Here is a 23,006-nt window from a genome sequence, read left to right as displayed (position 1 = left end):
ATAAAAGTAAAAAAGGGAATTTGAACATGCGCATTACAGTTGATGATTGTGGGCAAGGATGGTTAGAAATTGCAAATTCATTAGGACGAACAAATGGAAAAACAAAAAGCCCACGAATCAAAGTTCCGATTATTATTCCATATCGTTTTTATCATGAAATCACAAATGTTGTTATGGGAGAACAAATCGGTGTAAATCCAAAAGGAAAACCGATTATAGATCATCAAAAATATAGTGTAGAAATTATTCGCAAACAAAATGATTTTTATGTAAACATTACGTTTGATGAAACGGAAATAGGTCGTGTATTAGATTTTAAAGAAACACCACAATCTGATTTAATTGCAGGGATCGATGTGAATCCGGATCGAATTGCAATTAGTTTATGTACAAAACAAGGTAATTTTAAGGGTTCGAAGATCTTTTACTTACACAATCTTGATACATTTTCAACAAACAAACGCACAACAGTAATCGGACAAATCGTACAACAAATCAAAAAATGGTTAATAGAAAACAATGTAGGTGGTATTGTTTTAGAGGATTTGAAATTCCAACAGTCTCATGATACTGATAAATACAGCAATCGTAAATTTCATCAATTTACGTATAAAAAAATGTTGGATAGTTTAATTCGTATGGCTCTTCGTAACGGATTTTCTGTCAAAACAGTAAATCCTGCCTATACAAGTGTGATCGGAAAATTAAAATATAGTAAAAAGTTTGGTATTAGTGTTCACGAAACCGCTGCGTTCACAATCGTAAGACGTGGATTAGGTTTCCAAGAAAGATTACCTAAAGAAGTTGTTCTATTATTAAAAAACAAAATTACAACAAAACTCCGTATTTTTGTCGCTTCCATGGAAGAAAGCGAAAAGGATACGAATACGAAAAAAGTATATAAAAAATGGCTACAAACGATTAAAACATGGAAAGATCATCACAATTGGAAATTGTGGAGTATTCTTCACAAAACTGTTTATATGAGCAATCAACAATTATTATTTAAAATTTAAATATAGAAGGGGGGTACTGGTTTATTTCTTATAACCTCTTGCATACTACTGACTTGGATGAATGGTAGTATGCAAGAAAAGACCGTTCCTAACAGGAACCTGCCGTCATTCTTTCACAATAGGTGGATGAAAAGGTCACAAATCTTACGGACAGGAAAAAGGTGAGATTCCTTTTCGGTAGTTGGCATTTGACTTGGTTCGCCAACAATTTATAGATTTTTATAAGAATTTTAAACCAGGAAGAGGAATGAAGGAAATAGAGAAATTAAAAGAGGAATATCCACTATTAAATAAATTGATTGAAACAGAAGAAGTGTTTTGGGTGAATCCGAACATGGAAAAGTATGAAACGGCAATAAAAGATTCGCCACTCAGTGAAGAGAATGTAAAAGATGCGAAGGAGAGGTTAAAGCGTTTTGCATCATACATTGCGAAAGTTTTTCCTGAAACGAAAGAGACGAAAGGCATAATTGAATCACCTTTATTGAAAATCCCTTCTATGAAACAAGCTTTAGAGAAAAATTACGAGCAACCTATTTTAGGAGAATTATTATTAAAATGTGATAGTCATCTCCCGATATCAGGATCAATTAAAGCTAGAGGCGGCATTTATGAAGTGTTGAAACATGCTGAACAATTAGCTTTGCAGCACGGTATGTTAACAGAAGAAGATGATTATTCCATTTTAGATAGTGATACATGTAGAGAGTTTTTTGCCAAATATTCAATTGCAGTCGGTTCAACAGGAAATTTAGGGCTAAGCATTGGGATTATGAGTGCGAAACTAGGTTTTAACGTAACGGTTCATATGTCAGCAGATGCGAAACAATGGAAAAAAGATTTATTAAGAAGCAAAGGTGTAAATGTTATTGAATATGAAGCTGATTACAGTAAAGCTGTAGAAGAAGGAAGAAGGCAAGCAGATGCAGATCCTAGCTGTTATTTTGTAGATGATGAAAACTCACATGATTTATTTTTAGGATACGCAGTAGCAGCCTCGCGTTTACAAAAACAATTAGAAGAGTTAGAGATTGTAGTGGATGAAGAACATCCTTTATTCGTTTATCTACCATGCGGAGTAGGGGCGGACCTGGCGGAGTCGCATTTGGTTTAAAGTTATTGTATAAAGACAACGTACACTGTTTCTTTGCCGAGCCTACGCATTCTCCATGCATGTTACTCGGTTTAATGACAGGACTTCATGATAAAATTGCCGTTCAAGATATCGGGATTGATAATGTAACAGACGCGGACGGACTAGCGGTAGGAAGACCGTCTGGATTTGTCGGTAAAACGATAGAACCATTTTTGAGTGGAAATTACACAGTAAGTGATGAAGAGTTATATAGATTATTAAAAGAACTAGCTGATACGGAAAATATTTATTTAGAGCCTTCTGCATTAGCTGGTATGATAGGACCAGTGAAAGTATGTACAGAAGATGGGTATTTACAAAAACAACAGTTAACAGAGAAGATGAAGAAAGGTACTCATATTGTGTGGGGAACGGGAGGTAGTATGGTTCCAGAAGATGTGATGGATGGGTATTATAAAAAAGGTGAGGCATTTACGTTAAACCAAAAATGAGGCTGTAAATAGCCTCATTTTTATTTATCCCACTTTATAGGGCATATCTAAAAAAGCATGAATGAATATGGGGAGGAGTAAATTATTATTACGAGTGTAAATAAAAGCATAAAGCAAATGTCCGGCCAGACCAGCTCCTACCCAATCCCCAATTCCTTGAGAGGTGTCACCTAAAATAATCGGCATAAATGAATGGGCAATACCAAAGCATGCACATGTAAGAAATGTACCCCAAAATTTACCTAGTAGCACAACTAATCTTGGCCAAAGATATCCTCTAAATATAATTTCCTCTTCAAAACCGATATTAATTAAATAGTAGTAAAGGAAATAAAGCATTTCTAATTGAAATCCAAGACTTGTATTATTATAAATTCTTTGTTATTTTCGCATTAGTTCATTATAGTATAGATATAAAGAACTAATATCAAATAAATACAACAAAAAGCTTTATTTTACATAATAAGAGGATGTGTATACGATGTCATTACAGACTAAATATATAGCGGGTATTTCGCTTGGGGTTATGGGGGTAGGTTTTGCGGCTTCTATTCCTTTTCAAGGGTCGGTAGCTGGTGAGATTATTCAAGGTGGATTTGAAGCTGGGTTAGTTGGTGGACTTGCGGATTGGTTCGCAGTTACAGCTTTATTCCGTCATCCGATGGGAATTCCAATTCCGCATACAGCTTTGTTACCTAAAAACCGTAAACGAGTAACGAAAGGGCTCATCAATACGTTAGAAAATGAGTGGCTAACGAAAGAAAGTATTACGAATAAAGTAAAAGAAATGCAACTAGCACAAATGGTGCTGCAAATTGCAGAGAGAGAAATGCAGTCTAATGCTGTGAAAAAAGGGATTGTAACGATTGCTGAGAAGGCGATTGTTTCAATAGATACGGAAAAATTAGCGGTTATTATTGAAAAAGAATTAAAAACGTATTTGCATACAATGAATACAAGTAACATCTTACAAGTGCTTGTTGATCAATTAGTTGTGCAAGAATATGATGAGAAGACACTTGATTACATTTTAGTAAAAGTGAAAGATTGGACAGCGCAAGATGAAGCACGTTACCAGCTCGGAAGTTTAGGTATGAAGGCGATGGAAAATATAAAAGTAGATGGATTTTTACAGTTTACATTGAAGTCGTTTATGAATATTGTAGATGAAGATAAAATTGGCGGCATTTTGCAGAAATTCATTATTAGCAATATTAACAGCTTACAAGATGCGGATAATAGCACGAGACAGCTTATATTAGCAAAAATTCGTCAAGAAATTATAAATGTAAAAGAAAATGAAGCGTTACTACAAGAATTAGAAAATTGGAAAGAAAAATGGATTTCAAATTGGAATGCTACTGACAAAATTAAAGAGATGTTGGAACAAGCGCAGCAAAAAGCAGTTGCCTTTGTAAACAATGAAGAATTTGCGGATAAGTATGTTATTCCATTTTTGCAAAAACAAATGAATAAAATAAAAGATGACGAAGTGACTGTTCAAAAAATAGAAGATTGGTTACAAAAACAAGTTGTGAAGCTTGTTGAGAATAACCATTCGAAAATCGGAAAGCTTGTGCAAGAAAATCTTGATAAGTTAGATGATAAAACGTTAATTGAAATGATTGAAAATAACGTCGGTAAAGATTTACAATGGATCCGAGTAAACGGAGCTGTTTGCGGATTTATGATTGGCTTAGTGTTAGAGGGAATTAAAGCGATTATATGAGAAAAACCTTCCACAATTGTGGAAGGTTTTTTTATTTTTCAATAACACTCATATTTAAATTGTAAGCTTTCTCAATGCTTAATTTGTACGTTCCATTTCCAGTTTTAATCGAATTTTTATACCAATGTTCTTGTTCGTTTAATTCTGGATTTTCTTCTGAAGTATTCTCTTCTTTTTTCGTTAAATCTTCAACTTGTTCCCAGGGTGTGTTTCCGTGGGATTCTTTTTTGTTTGTTATGGCGATTAAAGATACATCGCTTTCTTTCGTTAAATGAACAGATACATTTGAACTTTCCTGTACAAACCAATTATTTTGTAATTGACCTGGATAAAGGGATAGTTCGTTATTTGAAGCACGAACTTCTACATTTTTATTTTGTGGAAGAACGAGTGTCGGTTTGACCTGTGGTGCGGAATTCCATAACGTATGTTGAACTGGTAATGATTTTAAAGTGATATACATTGTTTCCCCGGCTGTTTGAACGGAAAGAAAATCTTCTTGTTTTAAATTAAGTTTTTCATTAGCTTTCGTCGTCATTTCATATGTTCCAAGAAGATGAATTTGATTTGTATCATTTCCCTCTATTGTTAGAGGGTACTGTCCTGCATCCACTACAATTTTTTTGATAGATTCAGGTATATTAAGTTGTCCACTTGGAATATTACTCGTTTGGCGAGTGGTATGAATAGAATGACGAACTTCATCTAGCAATCCAGTTGATAATAAACAGTAAAAAGCAATTCCGACGCTTCCTAAAACACCGATAAAGAAAATACTAAAAATATCATATTTAATAAATGATTGTTCCTTCTTAGAAAATAGAAGGTAAAGTAAAATTTCCACGCCAAGTATAATAAGTAAAACAGGCCACCATGCTGTTAAGGAATCTAATACCTCAGTACCTTTTATAACTGAAAATAGTAAGAAGCAACCTAATGCAATAATAGAAAGCCCCATTGAAAATGTTCCAACGCGCCATGTTCTCATTCTTTCGTACCACCTTTATTTTCTTTATTTCCAAGTAACAATTTAAAGCCGCCACCAATTAAGAGGAGTGCAACGATAGATGTTTGGAAATAGCGATAATACAGCTCGCTAAGATGAATGTTAAATATAGTTGCGAAGTAATCATTCAAAATAGGAAGGACTGTTTGATCTAATAAATAATAACCCCCGAGTGTAATTAACCCGATACCGATCCATCTTTGATGATTGATAAAATAATCAATGATAGGTTCGTCATGTACACGTTCTTTTCCATACTTTGCAGTTTGCTGTAAAGCGTCAAAGAAGCTATAGAACCAAATGATGGGTACTAAAAATAAAAACGCTGAAAGTCTTAATAAGTCAAGTAAATAGATGGAAAGTAAAAAGGCTGCCATAAGCTGGAGGCCTCGTCGCTGTAAGCCTAAATACATATGTCCTGCTCCAGGAAACATCGCTAAAATAGAAGCGAATGTTTTACTTTTCTTTCCTTGTTCACGGTGCTCTTCAAAATCTTCAAAAATAGTGCGGTCAACTAATTGCTCACCACGTTCTTTTTTCTGGAGTTGCTGAACAACATCGAAGAAATTATAAATCCATAAAACAGGTAACGTCACGAGAAAGATAAGGAAACTTTCTTGAGATGTTAAAAGGGCAACGAAAATGATCATACTTCCGATTCCTGTACAAGCTACTAAAAATGTAAGTCCACGTTGCATAAGCCCTAATTGAAAATGACCAAGTCCAGGGATGATGGAAAGAAGAATGATATAAAATCGTTCGCTCTCTTTAGAGGACTCTGTTAATTCTCCGGTTGCTTGTTTTTTCGATTGGTTAATAATCGTGATAACTAAATCTAGTAAGTTGACCACCCATAACACGGCTAGTAAAAATAGAGAAAGAAAAGCAATATCACGCGCTCCCAATGCTATTGTACAAAATGCTGCAAAGATAAATAGAAATACAGCCCCTCCGCTATATAAAATAAACCGTCCAAATTTCTTTAAATATAAATGTCCAAGCCCAGGAATTAGCCCTAATACAAGTGCTAAAAAGGGGTTTTTATTCATGCTTTGAACCTCCGTCCTTTTTTGATGTGTCTACCGATTTGTTTACAATTTGTTGTGAGATAGAAGACTCGTTATGTTTTGAAGATTTCTCGAAATTTGATGTCGCTGTGAAAATATATTGGAATAAACCACTTACCATAAAAATAATTGTAGCTGCGGTTGCAATTATGTAGTGAATAATCGTTCGCTTTAATGAGTTTGTTTTTATATTTTCATTAGGTTGTAGCGTTTTAAAATTAATTTGCGTCATAACTTCGTTCGTAAATGAATCATCATTTATCATTGGAAGGTTTTCCTGTTGTTCATCAATACTTTCCATATAAAGCGCTAAACAATGATCACATTCATAAAGATGTTCTTCCATAGATTCACGTTCATTACTTTCTATAACATCTAATGTATAATTGCGCCAATCTTCTTTTGAATAATGCATCATAGAAACTCTTCCTCCTTCCAATGTTTTTTAATCCATTTTCTTGCCCGATACAGTTTCATTTCGACTGTTTTCACTTCGATATTTTCCTGCAAAGCAATTTCGTAATAACTTTTTTCTTCTAAGTAATGTGCGAGAACGACATCACGGTAATTATGGGGAAGTTCTCTCAGTTTTTGAGCAATTAGTAATTTTTGTTCTTTCGTCAATAATAAATCCTCAATATTTTGAGAGGATTTTATATTTTCCTCAGTTTCTTTACATAAGGAGAGTTCTTCGTTTTCTCTAGCTTTTTTTCTCTTATAATCAATAGCGTGATTGGTGGCAATACGCGCCATCCACGTTTTTAATCCGCGAAATTGATAATTTGGGAGAGAGGCGTGAATTTTTACGAATACTTCTTGTGTAACATCTTTCGTATCTTCTTCATGTCTTAAAATAGAAAAGATAACTTGGAAAATATAGTGACGATATGTTTGCACAAGGATACGAAAAGCATGTTCGCTTCCTTGCTGTGCTTTTTCAATTAATTGTTTTTCCTCAATGGGTCTCTCCCTCCTTTTTGACGCATTCTATTATATAGACGTAAAGAATGATAAGTCACCCTACACATTTTGTAAAAAAAGAATAATATATTTTTTGCAGGTGAGCTAGATGAAAAAAGGTGTGAAAAAATGGTAAAGAGAAGTATATAATGAGCAAGTAGGAAATGTTACAGGGAGAAAGGATGTGAGTGTTAGTAGGGGAATGTCCATACTAACAAACATGAAAATTAAAATATTAATAGCAGATGATAATTCTTTTATTAGAGAAGGCATGAAAATTATTTTAAATACATATGAAGAGTTCGAAGTAGTAGATACAGTAAATGATGGGAAAGAAGCAGTGGAATATTGCAAAAAGAACGACGTTGATATCGCCCTTTTAGATGTTCGCATGCCAAATATGAACGGGGTAGAGGCGACAAAATTCATTTGCGAAGAGACGAAAACGAAACCGCTAATTTTAACGACGTTCGATGATGATGAATATATTTTGGACGCAGTGAAGAACGGGGCAAAAGGTTATTTATTAAAAAATAATGATCCAGAGCGTATTCGTGATGCGATAAAAGGAGTATATAACGGTCAAACAGTTATGCAAGATGTAGTTCTAGATAAAATTAAGTCTAATTTAATGGAAAGTAAAGAGGAAGAATGTAAAATAGATAAAAGTCTTTTTACTGAAAGAGAGCTGAGTATTATCGCATTAATTGCAAAAGGCTTTTCGAATAAAGAAATATCGAAGCAACTTTTCATATCAGAAGGAACAATTGCAAATTATATTACGTCAGTTTTAGGGAAAACTGGACTGGAACATCGTACACAAATTGCGATTTATTATTTAACAGGGAAAGTAGATTAAAGATATGGAATTTTGGTTAATTGTAAGTAAATTAATTGTATTTATATATATTGTGTTTAGTTACATTTATTTAAATGTTGCAAACTTACCATGGATTATACTGACTTTGCTTTTATATCTTTCTGTAAACGTGCTAATCTCTATATGTAAAAAAGATACGCACAAAAACATATTAACTTCTGTATCGATTGGCTTAGTTATGTTATTTACATGGAAGATTCATCCGTTCTTTATTTTGTTTTTACCATTGAACTTATATGAAATTATATTCCGTTATATAGAGAAGAAATGGCAACTCTTTCTCATTATGATGATTCCTATTATCTTTACAAATGAAAGTATTAGAATGACATATGGATTAATTGTTGCATTTTCCTTTCTCCTATTAACGATGGCAGAACGGTATATATTACGCGTATTAAAGCTTGAATCACAAAATGATCAGATGCGAAAAGATATGCAACGGCTGACGAAAAGCTTAAATGAAAATAAAGAGTATATAAGGCAATCAGAGTACACATTTAAGTTAGAAGAGAGAAATCGACTTTCTCAAGAAATTCATGATAAAATTGGCCATTCGATGACAGGTGCACTTATTCAAATGGAAGCAGCAAAGAGATTAATGGCGATAGATAAAGAAAAATCTGCTGAGTTATTACAAAATGCAATTCATATTTCGAAAGATGGAATTGAAAGCATTCGGATTACATTAAAAAATATGAAGCCACCAACTGAGCAAATTGGTATTCATCGTATGAAATTATTCATAGAGGAATTTGCCGGTAAGCATGATGTGAATATTCCTTTCGTTTATAAAGGGAACTTAGATATGATTTCTCCTATACAGTGGAAGATTATCGGTGAAAATGTCACGGAAGCATTAACAAATGCGATGAAATATGCTGATGCGACAGTTATTTCAATCGATATTCATGTACTTAACAAGATGGTAAAGGTACAAGTGAAGGATAATGGAAAAGGTGCAATGCTTGTTAAAAAAGGTCTCGGTATTATGGGGATGGAGGAACGAACGGCATCTGTAAATGGTAAAATTATTGTAGATGGAACAAGTGGTTTTTCAGTAACAATGTTGCTGCCGATATGAGAATGAATCATCTCATATGAAAAAAGTGAATAATCTCATGTGAAAAGAATGAACTTCTGCACTGAGCAGGTTCATTCTTTTTGTTTATACTAAAAGCAGAGAAACCGAAATAGGGGTGAAACGATGAATACTTTAGAAATTAAAAATTTAACGAAAAAATTTGGTGATTTCATCGCAGTTGATAATATGTCTTTATCTATTAAAGAAGGAGAAATATTTGGCTTTTTAGGATCGAATGGTGCTGGTAAAAGTACAACGATAAATATGGTTGCTGGCTTGCTAAGAAGTAATGAAGGTGAAATTAGCATACTAGGAAAAAATATAAAGAAACATAATCGATTTGCGAAGATGAATATCGGTATCGTTCCGCAAGATATTGCGATTTATGAAGAGCTAACTGCCTATGAAAATGTGAAATTCTTTGCTGGATTGTATGGGTTAAGGGGTGCTGAGTTAAAAGCGAGAGTGGAGGAAGCACTTCAATTTGTAGGGCTTAGCGATAAATATAAAAGTTATCCGAAAAACTTTTCAGGCGGGATGAAACGAAGGCTGAATATTGCTTGTGCGATTGCTCATAGACCGAAGTTAATTATTATGGATGAGCCGACAGTTGGAATTGATCCACAGTCAAGAAACTATATTCTCCAGTCTGTTCGGAAATTAAATGAAATGGGAAGCACGATTATTTATACGAGTCACTACATGGAAGAGGTAGAAGAGATTTGTACGAAAATCGCAATTGTTGATCACGGTAAAGTAATTGCAGAGGGCACGAAAGAACAGTTAAAAGCGATTATTACGGATACGAAAGACATTTGGATTGAAGTGAAGTCAGTAGAAAATTTAGATGTAGAACAGTTAAAAGAAATAAATGGAGTGAAAGCTGTTCAAATTGATGAGAATGTAATTAAAGTAAACTCGGATGCAGGGTTAAACAATTTAAATAAAATTATTCAGCACTTCATTAATCATGACATTGAAATTCGTTCGTTAGAGGAGCAGGCTCCAAACTTAGAAACAGTATTCCTTACGTTGACTGGAAGAAACTTACGAGATAAATAAAAGGTAAATGAAGAAAAGGTAAAGGGAGGTTCATCCATTGAACATCTTCAATATTGCAATTATGCATATGAAAAGAGATTTCAGAGACGTAAGAACTTTAGTTTTTATGTTAGCTTTTCCGATTGTGCTTATGCTTGTATTAGGTACAGCATTAACAAACGCATTTAATAGTGATAGTCATTCAATTAAAGATATACAGGTGCTATATAAAGATGAAGCGAGTAGCACGTTTTCTCAAGCATTTGAAGCATTTGCGAAAGAAGCTGATAAATCGGGTATTCATTTTAAAAAAGCTTCTGAAGGTATAGATGGGAAGGAAGCAGTGAAGCAAAATAAATATGCTGCTTATGTAGAATTAAATAAAGATGGCGCAAAATTGTACGGAAGTGACAAAAGTAGTATTGAGGGAAGTATTGTGGAAGGCATGCTTACAACGTTTGTTGATAAGTACAATGTAGCAGCCGAAGTTGCAAAAGTAGATCCTAGTAAGGTGAGCGCAGTTATTTCAAATGGAAATCATAATGATTATATAAAAGAAACATCTTTACAAGCTGCGAAAAAGCCAGGTTCTATGGATTACTATGCAGTTGTAATGACGACGATGATTGCGCTATATGCAGCGATGGGAGCCAGTTCTTTAATTCGAGGAGAACGAATACGTAAAACAGGAGATCGTCTCATTGCTGCGCCTATAAGTAAGGCTGAAATATTCATTGGAAAAGTACTTGGGAGCCTAGTAGCAAATGCTCTGTGCATAGTGCTTGTCATGTTATTTAGTAAATTTGTTTTTCAAGCGAATTGGGGCGACCATCTTGGAATTATATTTATTATTTTATTAACACAGGTTTTTCTACCAATTAGCTTCGGTTTAGGGATCGGATATATTACGAAAACAGCTGAAGCATCGAGAGCAATTATTATGGTAGTCGTGCAATTAGCTTCTATTTTTGGTGGTGCATATTTCGTAGTAGAAGAAAATTTCGTTACGAATTTATCACCATTAACGTGGGCAAATACAGCTGTTATGAAAATTATCTATGCGAATGATGTTGGGGCAGCACTGCCGGTAATAGGTTTAAACCTTGGAATTTCGGCACTCTTTTTATTAATTGCAATTATTGCATTACGTAGACGGGAGGGGCTATAGTATGAAAGATATTTTATGGCTCATACAAAAAACGTTATCTGTACTTTTGAAAAATAAAAAAAGTTTATTTATTATTATTAGCTTGCCAATAATAGGAACGCTCATCGCCTTTTCGGAATACGGAAATGTAGGGCAAGGAACGTTAAATATCGGGGTTATAAATAAAGAAAATCAACCTATAGCAAATGATACAGTGAAATTTTTAGAAGGATTAAAGCATGTAAATGTAAGTAAGATTAAAGATTCTGAAGTAGAAGATAAACTCACTTCAAAAAAACTTGATGGTGTTATTACATTAGATTCTGGTTTTTCCGAAAGTGTTCGAGAAGGGAAACCTGATCATATTGAAATTTCATCGATTAAAGGTGATCAAGTAACAGGATTTATAAGGTCCTATTTATATAATTATATTGATAATATAGCAGCGATTAGTAAAGTTGCAGGAACAGATCAAAGCACATTTGATACTATGTACGCAGGGTATCAAAAAAGTGCATTTAAAATGAAAACTGAAACATTAGAAGATACTTCGAAAAATAAAGATATGACAACCCAAACGATAGGTTACCTTATTATGTTTATGTTGTTTTCAGCAGCGAACTTATCGGGTCATATTTTAAAAGAAAAAGAGAATAGAACATATTTTAGACTCTTATCAACACCGATAGACGGAAAGAAGTTCATATTATCTAATGTTGGGGTAAATATGATGATACTAACAGTACAAATTCTAATTACAACTTTATTCCTAACGAATGTTTTTCATACGAATATCAATATGCCTTTCATAGTGATGTTGGGCGTACTCATGTTATTTGCTTTAATAGCAATTGGAATATCATTAGTCCTTGTCGCTTTTTCGAAAAACTCAGCGTCAGCAAATGCAATGCAAAATATGATTATTGTACCGACATGTTTACTGGCTGGATGTTATTTCCCGTATGACATTATGCCAAAAGCGGTACAAAAAGTAGCTAATTTCCTTCCGCAGCGCTGGTTATTAGACACGATAGCAAAACTACAGCAAGGAATTCCATTCGCTGAGTTGTATTTAAATATTTTCATTTTATTCGCTTTTGCAATTGCATTCTTCTTAATTGCGATTTATAAATTTGGAAGAAATAATGATGCGAGGAACTTTGTTTAACAAAAAAAGGTGTGGCGTAGTGCTACACCTTTTTTGTTTTGTAATTTAGAGTATCTTTTGTAATATAGGAATGCTTTTGTAGAGCACTTCGTTATGTGAAGCATGCACAACACATTTATTTCCCTCTAGGAGAAAAACGCTATGTAAAATAGCGTTCCCGTCACCATGTTTTGTAAGCATATCACCGACGACTTTGCCGTCTGTCCATTTCAGACTAGAATATGAAGGAACGACTTGTAAATATTGAATGGTTTCCTCTCCATCTCCAGCAATGAGTGTAGTTTCAATATTTCTTTTTTGTATCATAAATCTATTTTTATTTAAATTATCGAGGAAAGGGTTTTTCGTTTTCATTTTACTATAAGGAATAAATGTAATTGAAGATCCAGATTTTATAAATAAATAATTCCCGTAATCTTTACACGGAATAACATCTTGTAATCCTGGAAAATAAAGATGTATCGCCTCAACTGTATTCATGTTATATAAGGTGCTTAAGTAGTTAATGTATTGTTCCATATAAAAATGAACGATATTTATTTTAGAAGAGGCATGGACAGGGAGACTACCTCCAGTCCAATAACTATAATTTGCCGGAGATCCAGCGCTTGGTGTACAGAGTATGATAAGTTGATTTACATCATTTTTATATTCTTCACTTTGAACGTAAGAACGTCCAAGAAGTCCTCCCATACTATGACAGATTAGATTTAGTTTATCGCGCCCTGTAATTTTTTTAGCATAAGCAATCGTTTGTAATAAATATTTTTGTGTAGAAAAAATAATCCGCTGACGCCAGTCATAAAAACAAATAAATAGGTTTTTATTTCGTTCATAGCCCATACTTTCTAACATCAAAATAAATGGCTCATAAACAAATGCAGATAGTCCGAAGCTCCAATCACCAGTACCCGGAATAATATTATTATTCATTGAACCGAAAAGTCCAGGGACAAAAACAATAGGTGTTTTTCCTTTTCCCATATTCTTCGCTCCTTTACCTGTTTAACATCGATGAAAATGAAGAAATACATTCCGTATGAAAATATATTTAAATGAAACACTACAGAGTAGAATATAATTTGAGCGGAAGGAAATTAAAATGATTAAAAAAATATTGCGAGTTACTTCTATTATTGTTGCTATTGTTGTTTTTATTTTAATTTGCATGCATATCGATGTTACCTTAGGTAGAAAAATGGAAGCCGGGAAAAACATGCCGACAGAGTATGCACCTCATTATAGTGACTTTCAATTATATGTAGAAGGGAAGTCATTTTATAAACAGTTATTTACTGATATAAGAGAGGCGAAGAGATCTATTTATACGTACTTTTTTATTTTGTCAGATGATAAAAGTAGCTATACTTTTTTAAATTTATTAAAAGAGAAGGCAAAAGAAGGAGTAAACGTCTATTTATCCGTTGATCGCATTAATGATTTATCATTTGAAAGAAAGAAGATAAATGAATTGCGGGAAAGTGGTGTACATTTTACATATAGTAGAAAACCTGAATTACCATTCGGGTTTTATTCACTTCACCATCGTAATCATCGCCGTATTACGACGATTGATGGAGAGATTGGTTATACGGGTGGTTTTAATATAGGGGATGAGTACTTAGGAAAAGATAAACGATTTGGATATTGGCGTGACTATCATGTGCGACTTAAAGGAGAAGGAGCAAAAGATTTAGAAGAACAATTCGCTTTAGATTGGAAACGAGATACGAAAGAAGAGATAAAAAGAAGTACGAATAAAGCGAGTAAAGGGAATACATTACATACGATGGCTAGTTACAATGGACATCACGTCGCTGAAAAATATATAGAATTAATAAAAGAAGCAAAGCATTCAATTGTCATTACAACACCTTACTTTATAGCCAAAAATAAAGAAGTAATGAATGCTTTAATGGAAGCACAAAAACGTGGAGTTACTGTAAAAATACTTTGGTCATATAAACCAGATATTCCTCTTATTAAAGAGGCGGCGTATCCGTATATTCGCCAAGCTGTTAATAATGGAATTAAAGTATATGGTTATAAAAAAGGGATGTTTCATGGCAAATTAATGCTTATTGATAATGAACTAACTGTTATTGGTACGACAAATTTTACTTCGCGAAGTTTCAATATAAATGATGAAATGAATTTGTATATTCATGGTGGTTCAATTGTAGGACAAGTTAATGAGGCGTTAACGGAGGATTTTCATAATTCAAAAGAAATGACGAAAGAATTTTTTGAGAAGTTATCGTTTTGGGAGCGTTGTAAGGAAAAGTTGGGGGGATTGGCTGATTTTTATTTCTAAAGTTTAAAGAAAGGGAGTCTTTTATAGACACCCCTTTTTTATGATTAATAATTATTTTTCATGCACGAGCAATGAGGCATCATCATTAATCAACGTCCCCACATGTTCACCTAAGCAAATTCTTTTCATTACTCCAGGCTCATCAAAGTTAAAGACGTGTGCTGGTAAATTATAATCACGGGCAAGCAATAAAGCGGCTTGATCCATTACTTGTATGTTTTGCCTAACAATATCGTTATAGTTTAGTTTTTTGTACATTTTTGCTGCTTTATTATGTTTTGGATCACTAGTAAAGACGCCATCTACTCCTTGTTTTGCGACTAATATAGCATCACTATTCATTTCAATAGCCCTTTGAACACTTGGGTAATCTGTCGTAACGAACGGTTGCCCGTTACCACCTCCAAAAATAACGATATACCCGTTATCTAAATGGTGGATTGCACGTAGGCGAATGTATGGTTCAGCTACAGCATTAAACGGGATGGAAGTCATAACGCGCACTTCTGTATTTGTTTTACTTGTTAAAACACCGCGTAGCATTAAGCTGTTAATGATTGTACCTAACGTACCGATATTGTCAGCTTCTACACGATCGATTCCCCATTCTTCCGCTAGATGACCTCTAAAAATGTTCCCGCCTCCAATGACGATAGATACCTCAATACCTAAATCAACGATGGATAAAATTTCGTTTGCGATATGTTCTAATCGTTTGGAGTTAAAGCTATTTCCGGTTTGATCGGCAAGTGCACCGCCGCTTAATTTAATTAAGACACGTTTATATGGCCTCATAACAATTCCCCCTATATAGATCGCAATAAAAAAGGAACAAAGGCGAATGCCTTTGTTCCTTTTTAAGAAAATGAAAAAGAAAAGAAGAAGATAGAACGAATTTTTGCACATAATTTTTCATATCATCCACTCCTTTTCATTTTGATTTGTTGTAAGTATATATCTTTTTGATTATACGAAACAATCTGATTACTTATCAAGTATATTTTATAGTTTTTTAACAAAATGGTGTCAATGAAAAAAAGAAGAAAAAAATTTGAATTTTTTGTGACGAACTTGTAGGTTTTTGTATGATTTTGTAGGTTCGCTTATAAGATGTGTGAGTAGCTTTTATAAATTCAAATTGAAAGCGTTCGCATGGAGGGGATGAACATAAATGAAAAAATTCGGATTGGCAACACAAATTTTTGTCGCGCTTGTTTTAGGGATTGTAGTAGGGGCAGTCTTTTATGGCAATAAAACGGCGATTTCTTATATTACACCAATTGGGGATATATTTATTCACTTAATTAAGATGATTGTAGTACCAATTGTTATTTCAGCATTAATTGTTGCAGTAGCTGGTGTAGGCGATATGAAGAAGCTTGGGAAACTAGGCGGGAAGACAATTCTTTATTTCGAAATCATTACGACAATCGCTATTTTAATGGGGTTACTTGCGGCGAATATATTCCAGCCGGGTACTGGCGTTGATATGAATAACTTACAGCAAAGTGATATTTCTTCTTATAAACAAACAGCAGATGCTACGGAGAAGCAAGGATTCGCTGAGACGATTGTTCATATCGTACCGAAAAATGTATTTGAATCGATTGCACAAGGTGACTTATTACCGATTATTTTCTTCTCAGTATTATTCGGTTTAGGAGTCGCAGCAATTGGGGAAAAAGGAAAGCCTGTTTTTAACTTCTTTGAAGGCGTACTCGAAGCGATGTTTTGGGTTACAAATCAAGTTATGAAATTTGCACCATTTGGTGTATTCGCATTAATTGCTGTTACGGTTGCAAAATTTGGTGTAGCAACACTACTTCCTTTAGGAAAACTAGTGCTAGCTGTATACGTAACTGTTATACTATTCGTTGTGATTGTATTAGGTATAAATGCAAGAATGGTTGGCGTAAACATTTTTACGTTAATGAAAATTTTAAAAGAAGAACTTATTCTTTCATTTACGACAGCAAGTTCAGAAGCTGTTTTACCTAATATAATGAGAAAAATGGAAGAGTTCGGTTGTCCAAAGGCAGTTGCCTCTTTCGTAATTCCGACAGGTTATACATTTAACTTGACTGGATCGGCTATTTATCAAGCGTTAGCGGCATTATTTGTTGCACAAATGTACGGTGTGCACATGTCACTGACAGAGCAAATAACGTTATTATTCGTTCTCATGTTAACATCCAAAGGTATGGCGGGAGTTCCAGGTGCATCGTTCGTTGTTGTATTAGCAACGTTAGGTTCAATGGGGTTACCACTAGAAGGTATCGCGTTAATTGCGGGGATTGACCGCATTTTAGATATGATTCGCTCATCTGTCAATGTATTAGGGAATGCATTAGCGGCCATTGTTATGTCGAAGTGGGAAGGCGAATTCGATAATGAGAAAGCAAAACAATATGTAGAAACAGTCAAAGAAACAAAAGCAGCATAAGAAATCGTTAAGGAGTGAATAAGTATGGCAACATTAACTGAAGTTAAAAATGGTGTTCGAATTGAAAAAGATTTTTTAGGTGAAAAAGAAGTACCAAACTATGCATACTACGGTGTACAAACAATGCGTGCAGTTGAAAACTTCCCAATTACAGGATACAAAATTCATGAAGGTTTAATTAGAGCGTTCGCAGTTGTAAAAAAAGCTGCAGCACTTGCGAATACAGATGTAGGAAGATTGGAATTGAACAAGGGTGGCGCAATCGCAGAAGCTGCTCAAGAAATTCTTGACGGGAAATGGCATGATCATTTCATCGTAGACCCAATCCAAGGCGGAGCAGGTACTTCAATGAACATGAATGCAAATGAAGTCATTGCCAATCGTGCTCTTGAATTATTAGGAATGGAAAAGGGAGACTATCATTATATTAGTCCAAATAGTCATGTAAACATGGCGCAATCCACAAACGATGCATTCCCAACGGCGATTCATATCGCTACATTAAACGCATTAGAAGGTTTATTACAAACGATGGGCTATATGCACGATGTATTTGAATTAAAAGCAGAACAGTTCGATCATGTGATTAAAATGGGTCGTACACATTTACAAGACGCTGTGCCAATTCGTCTTGGGCAAGAATTTAAAGCGTACTCGCGTGTGCTTGAACGTGATATGAAACGAATTCAGCAATCACGTCAACACTTATATGAAGTGAACATGGGAGCAACTGCAGTTGGTACAGGCTTAAATGCAGATCCAGAATATATTCAAGCTGTTGTAAAACATTTAGCTGCAATTAGTGAACTACCACTTGTTGGTGCGGAAGACTTAGTAGATGCAACGCAAAATACGGATGCATATACAGAAGTATCAGCAGCACTGAAAGTATGTATGATGAATATGTCTAAAATTGCGAATGACCTTCGCTTAATGGCATCAGGTCCACGTGTTGGTTTAACAGAAATTATGTTACCGGCTCGTCAACCAGGTTCATCTATTATGCCAGGGAAAGTAAACCCTGTTATGCCAGAGGTAATTAATCAAATTGCGTTCCAAGTAATTGGTAATGACCATACAATTTGTCTTGCTTCAGAAGCAGGTCAATTAGAATTGAACGTTATGGAACCAGTACTAGTTTTCAACTTACTTCAATCAATTAGCATTATGAATAACGGTTTCCGTGCCTTTACAGATAATTGCTTAAAAGGAATTGAAGCGAATGAAGATCGCTTAAAAGAGTATGTTGAGAAGAGTGTAGGAATTATTACAGCCGTGAACCCTCATATCGGTTATGAAGCAGCAGCTCGCGTTGCGAAAGAAGCAATCGCGACAGGGCAATCCGTTCGAGAACTTTGTGTGAAAAATGGTGTACTGTCACAAGAAGACTTAGAATTAATTCTAGATCCATTCGAAATGACGCACCCAGGGATTGCAGGAGCAACTCTTTTAAAGAAAAATTAACAGAAGAGGGGGGACAAGCCCCTCTTTTTTGTTTACAATATAGAAATGCTATATATGAATAGAGGTAGGGATGTTATGAGTAAGTTTACAGTAGCTTCTAATGGTTCATTAGAAACGACATTAAGAGGAGTAGAAGTATTATCAACACCACTTTTAAATAAAGGGGTTGCTTTCACGCAAGAAGAAAGAGAAGAATTAGGTTTAAAAGGGTTATTACCGCCAGCAGTTTTAACATTGGAAGAACAAGCACGCCGCGCATACGAACAATTTTGTTCTCAGCCGGATGATTTATTAAAGAATGTATACTTAACAGCGTTACATGATCGAAATGAAGTATTATTTTATCGTATTTTAACAGATCATTTACGCGAAATGTTACCAATCGTATATACACCAACTGTTGGTGTAGCGATTCAAAGATATAGTCATGAATATCGTAAACCACGTGGTGTGTATTTATCAATTAACGATCCGTCAGGTATTGAAGAAGCGTTCGCCAATATTGGTGCAACAGCAGAAAATATTGATTTAGTCGTTGTAACTGATGGGGAAGGTATACTTGGAATTGGTGACTGGGGCGTTGGTGGTATTAACATCGCCATCGGAAAATTAGCTGTTTATACGGCCGCGGTTGGAATCGATCCTAGTCGCGTATTACCGGTAATTTTAGATGTAGGTACAAATCGTGAGGAACTATTAAACAATCCATTTTATATTGGAAATCGTCACCCTCGTATAACAGGTGAAGCTTACGATGAGTTTATTGATACATTTGTACAAGCGGTAAATAAACAATTCCCGAAAGCACTTTTACATTGGGAAGACTTTAGCTCTCGAAATGCACGAAAAATTTTAGATAAATATCGTCATGATATTTGTACGTTTAATGATGATATTCAAGGTACAGGTGCAGTTTCACTTGCTGCTGTGCTATCGGCAGTGAAAGCTTCGGGTGTACCACTAAGTGAACACCGCGTTGTTGTATTTGGTGCTGGTACGGCTGGAATCGGTATCGCAGATCAAGTTAGAGATGCAATGGTCCGCGTAGGTGTATCAGAAGAAGAATCGTATAAGCGTTTCTGGTGTATTGATCGCAACGGATTAGTTACAGATAATATGAAAGATCTTCTTGATTTCCAAATGCCGTATGCAAGAAAAGAAGCGGAAGTAAGTGAGTGGAAGCAAAATGGTGTAATCGGACTTGCTGAAGTTGTGAAACATGTAAAACCGACAATTTTAATCGGTACATCAACTGTTGCAGGCGCATTTAAAGAAGAGATTGTTAAAGAAATGGCTTCTCACGTAGAAAGACCAATCATTTTACCGATGTCGAACCCGACGCCACTTGCTGAAGCAAAACCAGCCGATTTAATCAAGTGGACAGAAGGAAGAGCGTTAGTTGCAACAGGAAGTCCATTTGAACCAGTTACATACAACGGTGTAACGTATGTGATTGGACAATCAAATAATGCACTTATTTTCCCAGGTCTTGGTCTAGGAACAATTGTCGTACGTGCAAGCGTCATGACGGATGGCATGTTCGCAGCAGCTGCTGAAGCAGTTGCAAGTATGGTGGATACAAGTCAGCCAGGAGCACCTATTTTACCAGAAGTTGAAGAGTTACGTAATATCTCGGAAATGGTAGCAATTGAAGTAGCGAAAGTTGCTGTTGCAGAAGGTGTTGCTAGAGAGAACTTAAGTGATAACGATATCAAGATTGCAGTGAAAGAAGCAATCTGGGAGCCTGAGTATCGCCAAATAAAAGCGGTAGAAAAGGTTAGAATATAGAAATAAAGCCCGTTTATAAATATAAGCGGGCTTTCACTTTTATTATTGAAAAAAGAATATAGGAAGTGGCACCTTTGAATTGGAATCAATTATGGAAGAAAGACATATCCCTTTTAATTATATTAATGGTTGTTGTTCCGATTGCTGGAGAGCTTAATTTTCATCCTTTTAATGATACGTTTCGCGTTAGCTTTGGTACGCCGGTATTCTTCTTTTTATTACTATTTTTAAGAAGAATACCAGCAGGAGTTGCAGGTATTGTTGTTGGTATATGTGTAGTCTTATTCCGCGTATGTCTTGACTGGGTCATGCAAGGTTCATTTCATATGACAGAATCATTTTATTTGCGCTATCCTGTGTTTTTTTATTATTTTATTTATGGAAGTCTTTTTTCACTCTGTAGGGTGAATAAGTTTCATCAGAGACCAATTATTATTGGATGTCTTGGAATTTCAATTGAAATTGTTGCAAGTATGTCGGAACTTGCGTTTTATCACATGTTAGTACTAGGTACAACAATAACAATTTCTGAAGTAAATAAACTCATCATTATTGCTATTTTTCGTAGCTTTTTTGCACTTGGCTTTTTAAATATGATGAATTTATATGAAACGAAATTAAAAGAATCACAAGTGCGAAAAGAAAATGAAAAAATGTTAATGCACTTATCCAATTTATATGTAGAATCTGTTCATTTGAAAAAAACGTTACAAAATGCAGAATTAATTACACAAGAAGCGTATCAATTATATCGGAATTTACAAGTAAGCGATCATTCGAATGGTAAAACAGCATTGAAAATAGCAGGAGAAGTGCATGAAATAAAAAAAGATAATCAAAGGATTTTTGCAGGATTATCTAAACTGTTATTAGATAAAAATGTGGCTGAGTACGTAGAAGGTCATGAGCTTACAGAAATGATTGTAAGAATAAATGAAAAGTATGCTGAAATGCTAGGGAAAGATATACGTTTCTCTAAACATATAGAAGGCGAGCATCCTGCATATCACGTGTATACAGTGCTATCAATTTTTAATAACTTAGTTGCGAATGCAGTTGAAGCAATTGATGATAGAGGCCTCATTCGTATTAAGTTATATAAACGAGAGCAACATGTAATCTTTGAAGTAATTGACGATGGCCCTGGTATTGCGCAAAAGTATAAGAAATTAGTATTTAAGCCCGGGTTTACTTCAAAGTATGATCAAACAGGAACACCGTCCACAGGTATTGGACTTTCTTACATATATGAAATGGTAACAGAGCTCGGCGGAGAAGTAAGGTTAGAAGACAATGAAAATGGGAACGGGTGTAAGTTTATCGTTTGTTTACCGGAGTGCAGTTTAAAGCGGGAAGGGGAATAGGTTTGTTTTATTATATTGTAGATGATGATGAAGTTTTCCGTTCGATGCTTTCGCAAATTATTGAGGATGGCGATCTTGGGGAAGTAATTGGAGAATCGGAAGATGGAGCTTTTGTTGAAGCAGAACAGCTAAATTATAAAAAAGTGGATATTTTATTTATTGATTTACTCATGCCGATGAGAGACGGTATTGAAACAGTTCGTCATATAGCGTCTTCATTTACTGGGAAAATTATTATGATTTCTCAAGTTGAATCGAAACAGCTCATTGGTGAGGCATATACACTTGGTGTAGAATATTATATTACAAAACCACTAAACAAAATAGAAGTAGTATCTGTTGTACGAAAAGTGATAGAGCGTATTCGTTTGGAACGCTCTATATATGACATTCAAAAATCATTAAATAGTGTGTTTCAGTGGGAAAAGCCTCAAATGCGTAGTGAAACAGTGCAAGAAGAGAAAAAGATATCAGATTCAGGACGCTTCTTACTAGCAGAACTCGGTATTGCGGGAGAGAACGGAAGTAAAGATTTACTTAGTATGCTGGAATATTTATATGGACAAGAAAAGGCGCAAACATTTGAATTTGGATTTCCTGCGTTAAAAGATATTTTCCACCAAATTACACTGAAAAAATTAGGGGAACTAGCTTCAGATGCAGATATAGAGAAGGAGAAAAAAGCATCTGAACAACGTGTAAGAAGAGCGATTTATCAATCATTGAATCATTTAGCTTCCCTTGGATTAACAGACTTTTCAAATCCGAAATTTGAAAGTTATGCTCCGAAGTTTTTTGATTTCACTGTAGTTAGAAAACGGATGACAGAAATGACAAAGGATGGGGTAGCGACTTCTGGACATATACGAATTAATACGAAAAAATTTATTCAAGTGTTGTATTTTGAAGCGAAACGGTTGATGGAGATAGAGTGAAAAAATACGATAT

20 protein-coding genes and 1 pseudogene are annotated in these 23,006 nt (G+C 34.8%); 14 read left to right on the top strand and 7 right to left on the bottom strand.

Annotated features, from left to right (window positions below):
- Together PDQ68_RS13965 and dsdA are read left to right on the top strand one after the other, a co-directional pair.
- Nucleotides 1-1,016: IS200/IS605 family accessory protein TnpB-related protein (locus PDQ68_RS13965; RefSeq protein WP_270786859.1), on the top strand; the 1,016-nt coding region annotated here is incomplete at its 5' end.
- A 247-nt stretch (nucleotides 1,017-1,263) separates the two neighbouring features.
- A pseudogene (gene dsdA, locus PDQ68_RS13960) lies at nucleotides 1,264-2,603 on the top strand (D-serine ammonia-lyase).
- A 24-nt stretch (nucleotides 2,604-2,627) separates the two neighbouring features.
- Here the strand turns inward: dsdA and PDQ68_RS13955 are convergent.
- Nucleotides 2,628-2,942, bottom strand: a complete 315-nt coding sequence (locus PDQ68_RS13955) for a CPBP family intramembrane glutamic endopeptidase (protein WP_073530914.1) — start codon at nucleotides 2,940-2,942, stop codon at nucleotides 2,628-2,630.
- Between the two features lie 142 nt (nucleotides 2,943-3,084).
- Here PDQ68_RS13955 and PDQ68_RS13950 point away from each other — a divergent pair, with 142 nt between their 5' ends.
- Nucleotides 3,085-4,332 carry a DUF445 domain-containing protein gene (locus PDQ68_RS13950; protein ID WP_061183902.1) on the top strand — a complete coding sequence of 416 codons (1,248 nt, stop codon included), beginning with the start codon at nucleotides 3,085-3,087 and terminating at the stop codon, nucleotides 4,330-4,332.
- A 31-nt stretch (nucleotides 4,333-4,363) separates the two neighbouring features.
- On the opposite strand, the gene exsE is transcribed toward PDQ68_RS13950, so the two are convergent.
- Genes exsE through PDQ68_RS13930 form a run of 4 tightly spaced genes read right to left on the bottom strand, consistent with a single transcriptional unit; the run spans nucleotide 4,364 to nucleotide 7,302 of the window.
- Complete coding sequence (exsE, locus tag PDQ68_RS13945; RefSeq protein WP_016717121.1) at nucleotides 4,364-5,320, bottom strand: exosporium protein ExsE; 957 nt, start codon at nucleotides 5,318-5,320, stop codon at nucleotides 4,364-4,366.
- Nucleotides 5,317-6,387 carry a hypothetical protein gene (locus tag PDQ68_RS13940; protein WP_001039094.1) on the bottom strand — a complete coding sequence of 357 codons (1,071 nt, stop codon included), beginning with the start codon at nucleotides 6,385-6,387 and terminating at the stop codon, nucleotides 5,317-5,319. Before PDQ68_RS13940 ends, exsE begins: the two co-directional genes overlap by 4 nt.
- On the bottom strand, nucleotides 6,380-6,823 hold the full coding sequence (locus tag PDQ68_RS13935) for a hypothetical protein (RefSeq protein WP_016717122.1): 444 nt from the start codon (nucleotides 6,821-6,823) through the stop codon (nucleotides 6,380-6,382). Before PDQ68_RS13935 ends, PDQ68_RS13940 begins: the two co-directional genes overlap by 8 nt.
- The gene (locus PDQ68_RS13930) at nucleotides 6,820-7,302 is read right to left on the bottom strand and encodes an RNA polymerase sigma factor (protein WP_001195481.1); all 483 of its coding nucleotides are present in this window, start codon (nucleotides 7,300-7,302) and stop codon (nucleotides 6,820-6,822) included. Before PDQ68_RS13930 ends, PDQ68_RS13935 begins: the two co-directional genes overlap by 4 nt.
- A gap of 283 nt (nucleotides 7,303-7,585) precedes the next feature.
- On the opposite strand from PDQ68_RS13930, the gene PDQ68_RS13925 reads away from it, so the two are divergent.
- The 5 genes from PDQ68_RS13925 to PDQ68_RS13905 all read left to right on the top strand — a co-directional run bounded on the left by PDQ68_RS13925 (nucleotide 7,586) and on the right by PDQ68_RS13905 (nucleotide 12,685).
- Complete coding sequence (locus PDQ68_RS13925) at nucleotides 7,586-8,224, top strand: response regulator transcription factor (RefSeq protein WP_000694106.1); 639 nt, start codon at nucleotides 7,586-7,588, stop codon at nucleotides 8,222-8,224.
- 4 nt (nucleotides 8,225-8,228) lie between these two features.
- On the top strand, nucleotides 8,229-9,329 hold the full coding sequence (locus PDQ68_RS13920; RefSeq protein WP_061183901.1) for a sensor histidine kinase: 1,101 nt from the start codon (nucleotides 8,229-8,231) through the stop codon (nucleotides 9,327-9,329).
- A 123-nt stretch (nucleotides 9,330-9,452) separates the two neighbouring features.
- Nucleotides 9,453-10,391, top strand: coding sequence for an ABC transporter ATP-binding protein (locus PDQ68_RS13915; protein ID WP_001093843.1), 939 nt, complete (start codon nucleotides 9,453-9,455; stop codon nucleotides 10,389-10,391).
- A 37-nt stretch (nucleotides 10,392-10,428) separates the two neighbouring features.
- Complete coding sequence (locus PDQ68_RS13910) at nucleotides 10,429-11,538, top strand: ABC transporter permease (protein WP_270786857.1); 1,110 nt, start codon at nucleotides 10,429-10,431, stop codon at nucleotides 11,536-11,538.
- A 1-nt stretch (nucleotide 11,539) separates the two neighbouring features.
- Entirely contained in the window at nucleotides 11,540-12,685 is a 1,146-nt protein-coding gene (locus PDQ68_RS13905) for an ABC transporter permease (RefSeq protein WP_016717127.1), read from the top strand.
- Nucleotides 12,686-12,730: 45 nt separating this feature from the next.
- Here the strand turns inward: PDQ68_RS13905 and PDQ68_RS13900 are convergent, their stop codons facing one another.
- Nucleotides 12,731-13,669 (bottom strand): esterase/lipase family protein, encoded by a 939-nt coding sequence (locus tag PDQ68_RS13900; RefSeq protein WP_270786855.1) that lies wholly within the window; start codon nucleotides 13,667-13,669, stop codon nucleotides 12,731-12,733.
- A 118-nt stretch (nucleotides 13,670-13,787) separates the two neighbouring features.
- Between PDQ68_RS13900 and cls the strand changes: the two genes are divergently transcribed.
- Entirely contained in the window at nucleotides 13,788-14,999 is a 1,212-nt protein-coding gene (gene cls / locus PDQ68_RS13895) for a cardiolipin synthase (RefSeq protein ID WP_061183898.1), read from the top strand.
- 51 nt (nucleotides 15,000-15,050) lie between these two features.
- On the opposite strand, the gene pyrH is transcribed toward cls, so the two are convergent.
- A complete protein-coding gene (gene pyrH / locus PDQ68_RS13890) occupies nucleotides 15,051-15,794 on the bottom strand; it encodes a UMP kinase (protein WP_001248062.1) in 744 nt (247 codons plus the stop codon).
- Between the two features lie 376 nt (nucleotides 15,795-16,170).
- On the opposite strand from pyrH, the gene PDQ68_RS13885 reads away from it, so the two are divergent.
- From PDQ68_RS13885 to PDQ68_RS13865, 5 genes are all read left to right on the top strand, one after another.
- Nucleotides 16,171-17,442, top strand: coding sequence for a cation:dicarboxylate symporter family transporter (locus tag PDQ68_RS13885; RefSeq protein ID WP_000713289.1), 1,272 nt, complete (start codon nucleotides 16,171-16,173; stop codon nucleotides 17,440-17,442).
- A 24-nt stretch (nucleotides 17,443-17,466) separates the two neighbouring features.
- A complete protein-coding gene (aspA, locus tag PDQ68_RS13880) occupies nucleotides 17,467-18,906 on the top strand; it encodes an aspartate ammonia-lyase (RefSeq protein ID WP_016717130.1) in 1,440 nt (479 codons plus the stop codon).
- 75 nt (nucleotides 18,907-18,981) lie between these two features.
- The gene (malS, locus tag PDQ68_RS13875; protein ID WP_014893860.1) at nucleotides 18,982-20,694 is read left to right on the top strand and encodes an oxaloacetate-decarboxylating malate dehydrogenase; all 1,713 of its coding nucleotides are present in this window, start codon (nucleotides 18,982-18,984) and stop codon (nucleotides 20,692-20,694) included.
- Between the two features lie 65 nt (nucleotides 20,695-20,759).
- Complete coding sequence (locus PDQ68_RS13870) at nucleotides 20,760-22,058, top strand: sensor histidine kinase (protein WP_080444186.1); 1,299 nt, start codon at nucleotides 20,760-20,762, stop codon at nucleotides 22,056-22,058.
- A gap of 2 nt (nucleotides 22,059-22,060) precedes the next feature.
- Nucleotides 22,061-22,993, top strand: coding sequence for a response regulator (locus tag PDQ68_RS13865; RefSeq protein WP_061183895.1), 933 nt, complete (start codon nucleotides 22,061-22,063; stop codon nucleotides 22,991-22,993).
- Nucleotides 22,994-23,006: the final 13 nt, after the last annotated feature.

This window comes from Bacillus cereus group sp. Bc010, from assembly GCF_027716745.1.
GTDB classification, from domain to species: Bacteria; Bacillota; Bacilli; order Bacillales; family Bacillaceae_G; genus Bacillus_A; species Bacillus_A pacificus.
This window is presented reverse-complemented; position numbering and strand designations above follow the sequence as displayed.

Excerpts from the sequence above, each read along its gene's own strand:
- cls (WP_061183898.1), top strand. The coding sequence starts at position 13,788 with ATGATTAAAAAAATATTGCGAGTTACTTCTATTATTGTTGCTATTGTT.
- malS (WP_014893860.1), top strand. The coding sequence starts at position 18,982 with ATGAGTAAGTTTACAGTAGCTTCTAATGGTTCATTAGAAACGACATTA.
- exsE (WP_016717121.1), bottom strand. The coding sequence starts at position 5,320 with ATGAGAACATGGCGCGTTGGAACATTTTCAATGGGGCTTTCTATTATT.
- PDQ68_RS13940 (WP_001039094.1), bottom strand. The coding sequence starts at position 6,387 with ATGAATAAAAACCCCTTTTTAGCACTTGTATTAGGGCTAATTCCTGGG.
- aspA (WP_016717130.1), top strand. The coding sequence starts at position 17,467 with ATGGCAACATTAACTGAAGTTAAAAATGGTGTTCGAATTGAAAAAGAT.
- PDQ68_RS13915 (WP_001093843.1), top strand. The coding sequence starts at position 9,453 with ATGAATACTTTAGAAATTAAAAATTTAACGAAAAAATTTGGTGATTTC.
- PDQ68_RS13925 (WP_000694106.1), top strand. The coding sequence starts at position 7,586 with ATGAAAATTAAAATATTAATAGCAGATGATAATTCTTTTATTAGAGAA.
- PDQ68_RS13955 (WP_073530914.1), bottom strand. The coding sequence starts at position 2,942 with ATGCTTTATTTCCTTTACTACTATTTAATTAATATCGGTTTTGAAGAG.
- PDQ68_RS13885 (WP_000713289.1), top strand. The coding sequence starts at position 16,171 with ATGAAAAAATTCGGATTGGCAACACAAATTTTTGTCGCGCTTGTTTTA.
- PDQ68_RS13920 (WP_061183901.1), top strand. The coding sequence starts at position 8,229 with ATGGAATTTTGGTTAATTGTAAGTAAATTAATTGTATTTATATATATT.
- pyrH (WP_001248062.1), bottom strand. The coding sequence starts at position 15,794 with ATGAGGCCATATAAACGTGTCTTAATTAAATTAAGCGGCGGTGCACTT.
- PDQ68_RS13900 (WP_270786855.1), bottom strand. The coding sequence starts at position 13,669 with ATGGGAAAAGGAAAAACACCTATTGTTTTTGTCCCTGGACTTTTCGGT.
- PDQ68_RS13905 (WP_016717127.1), top strand. The coding sequence starts at position 11,540 with ATGAAAGATATTTTATGGCTCATACAAAAAACGTTATCTGTACTTTTG.
- PDQ68_RS13935 (WP_016717122.1), bottom strand. The coding sequence starts at position 6,823 with ATGATGCATTATTCAAAAGAAGATTGGCGCAATTATACATTAGATGTT.
- PDQ68_RS13950 (WP_061183902.1), top strand. The coding sequence starts at position 3,085 with ATGTCATTACAGACTAAATATATAGCGGGTATTTCGCTTGGGGTTATG.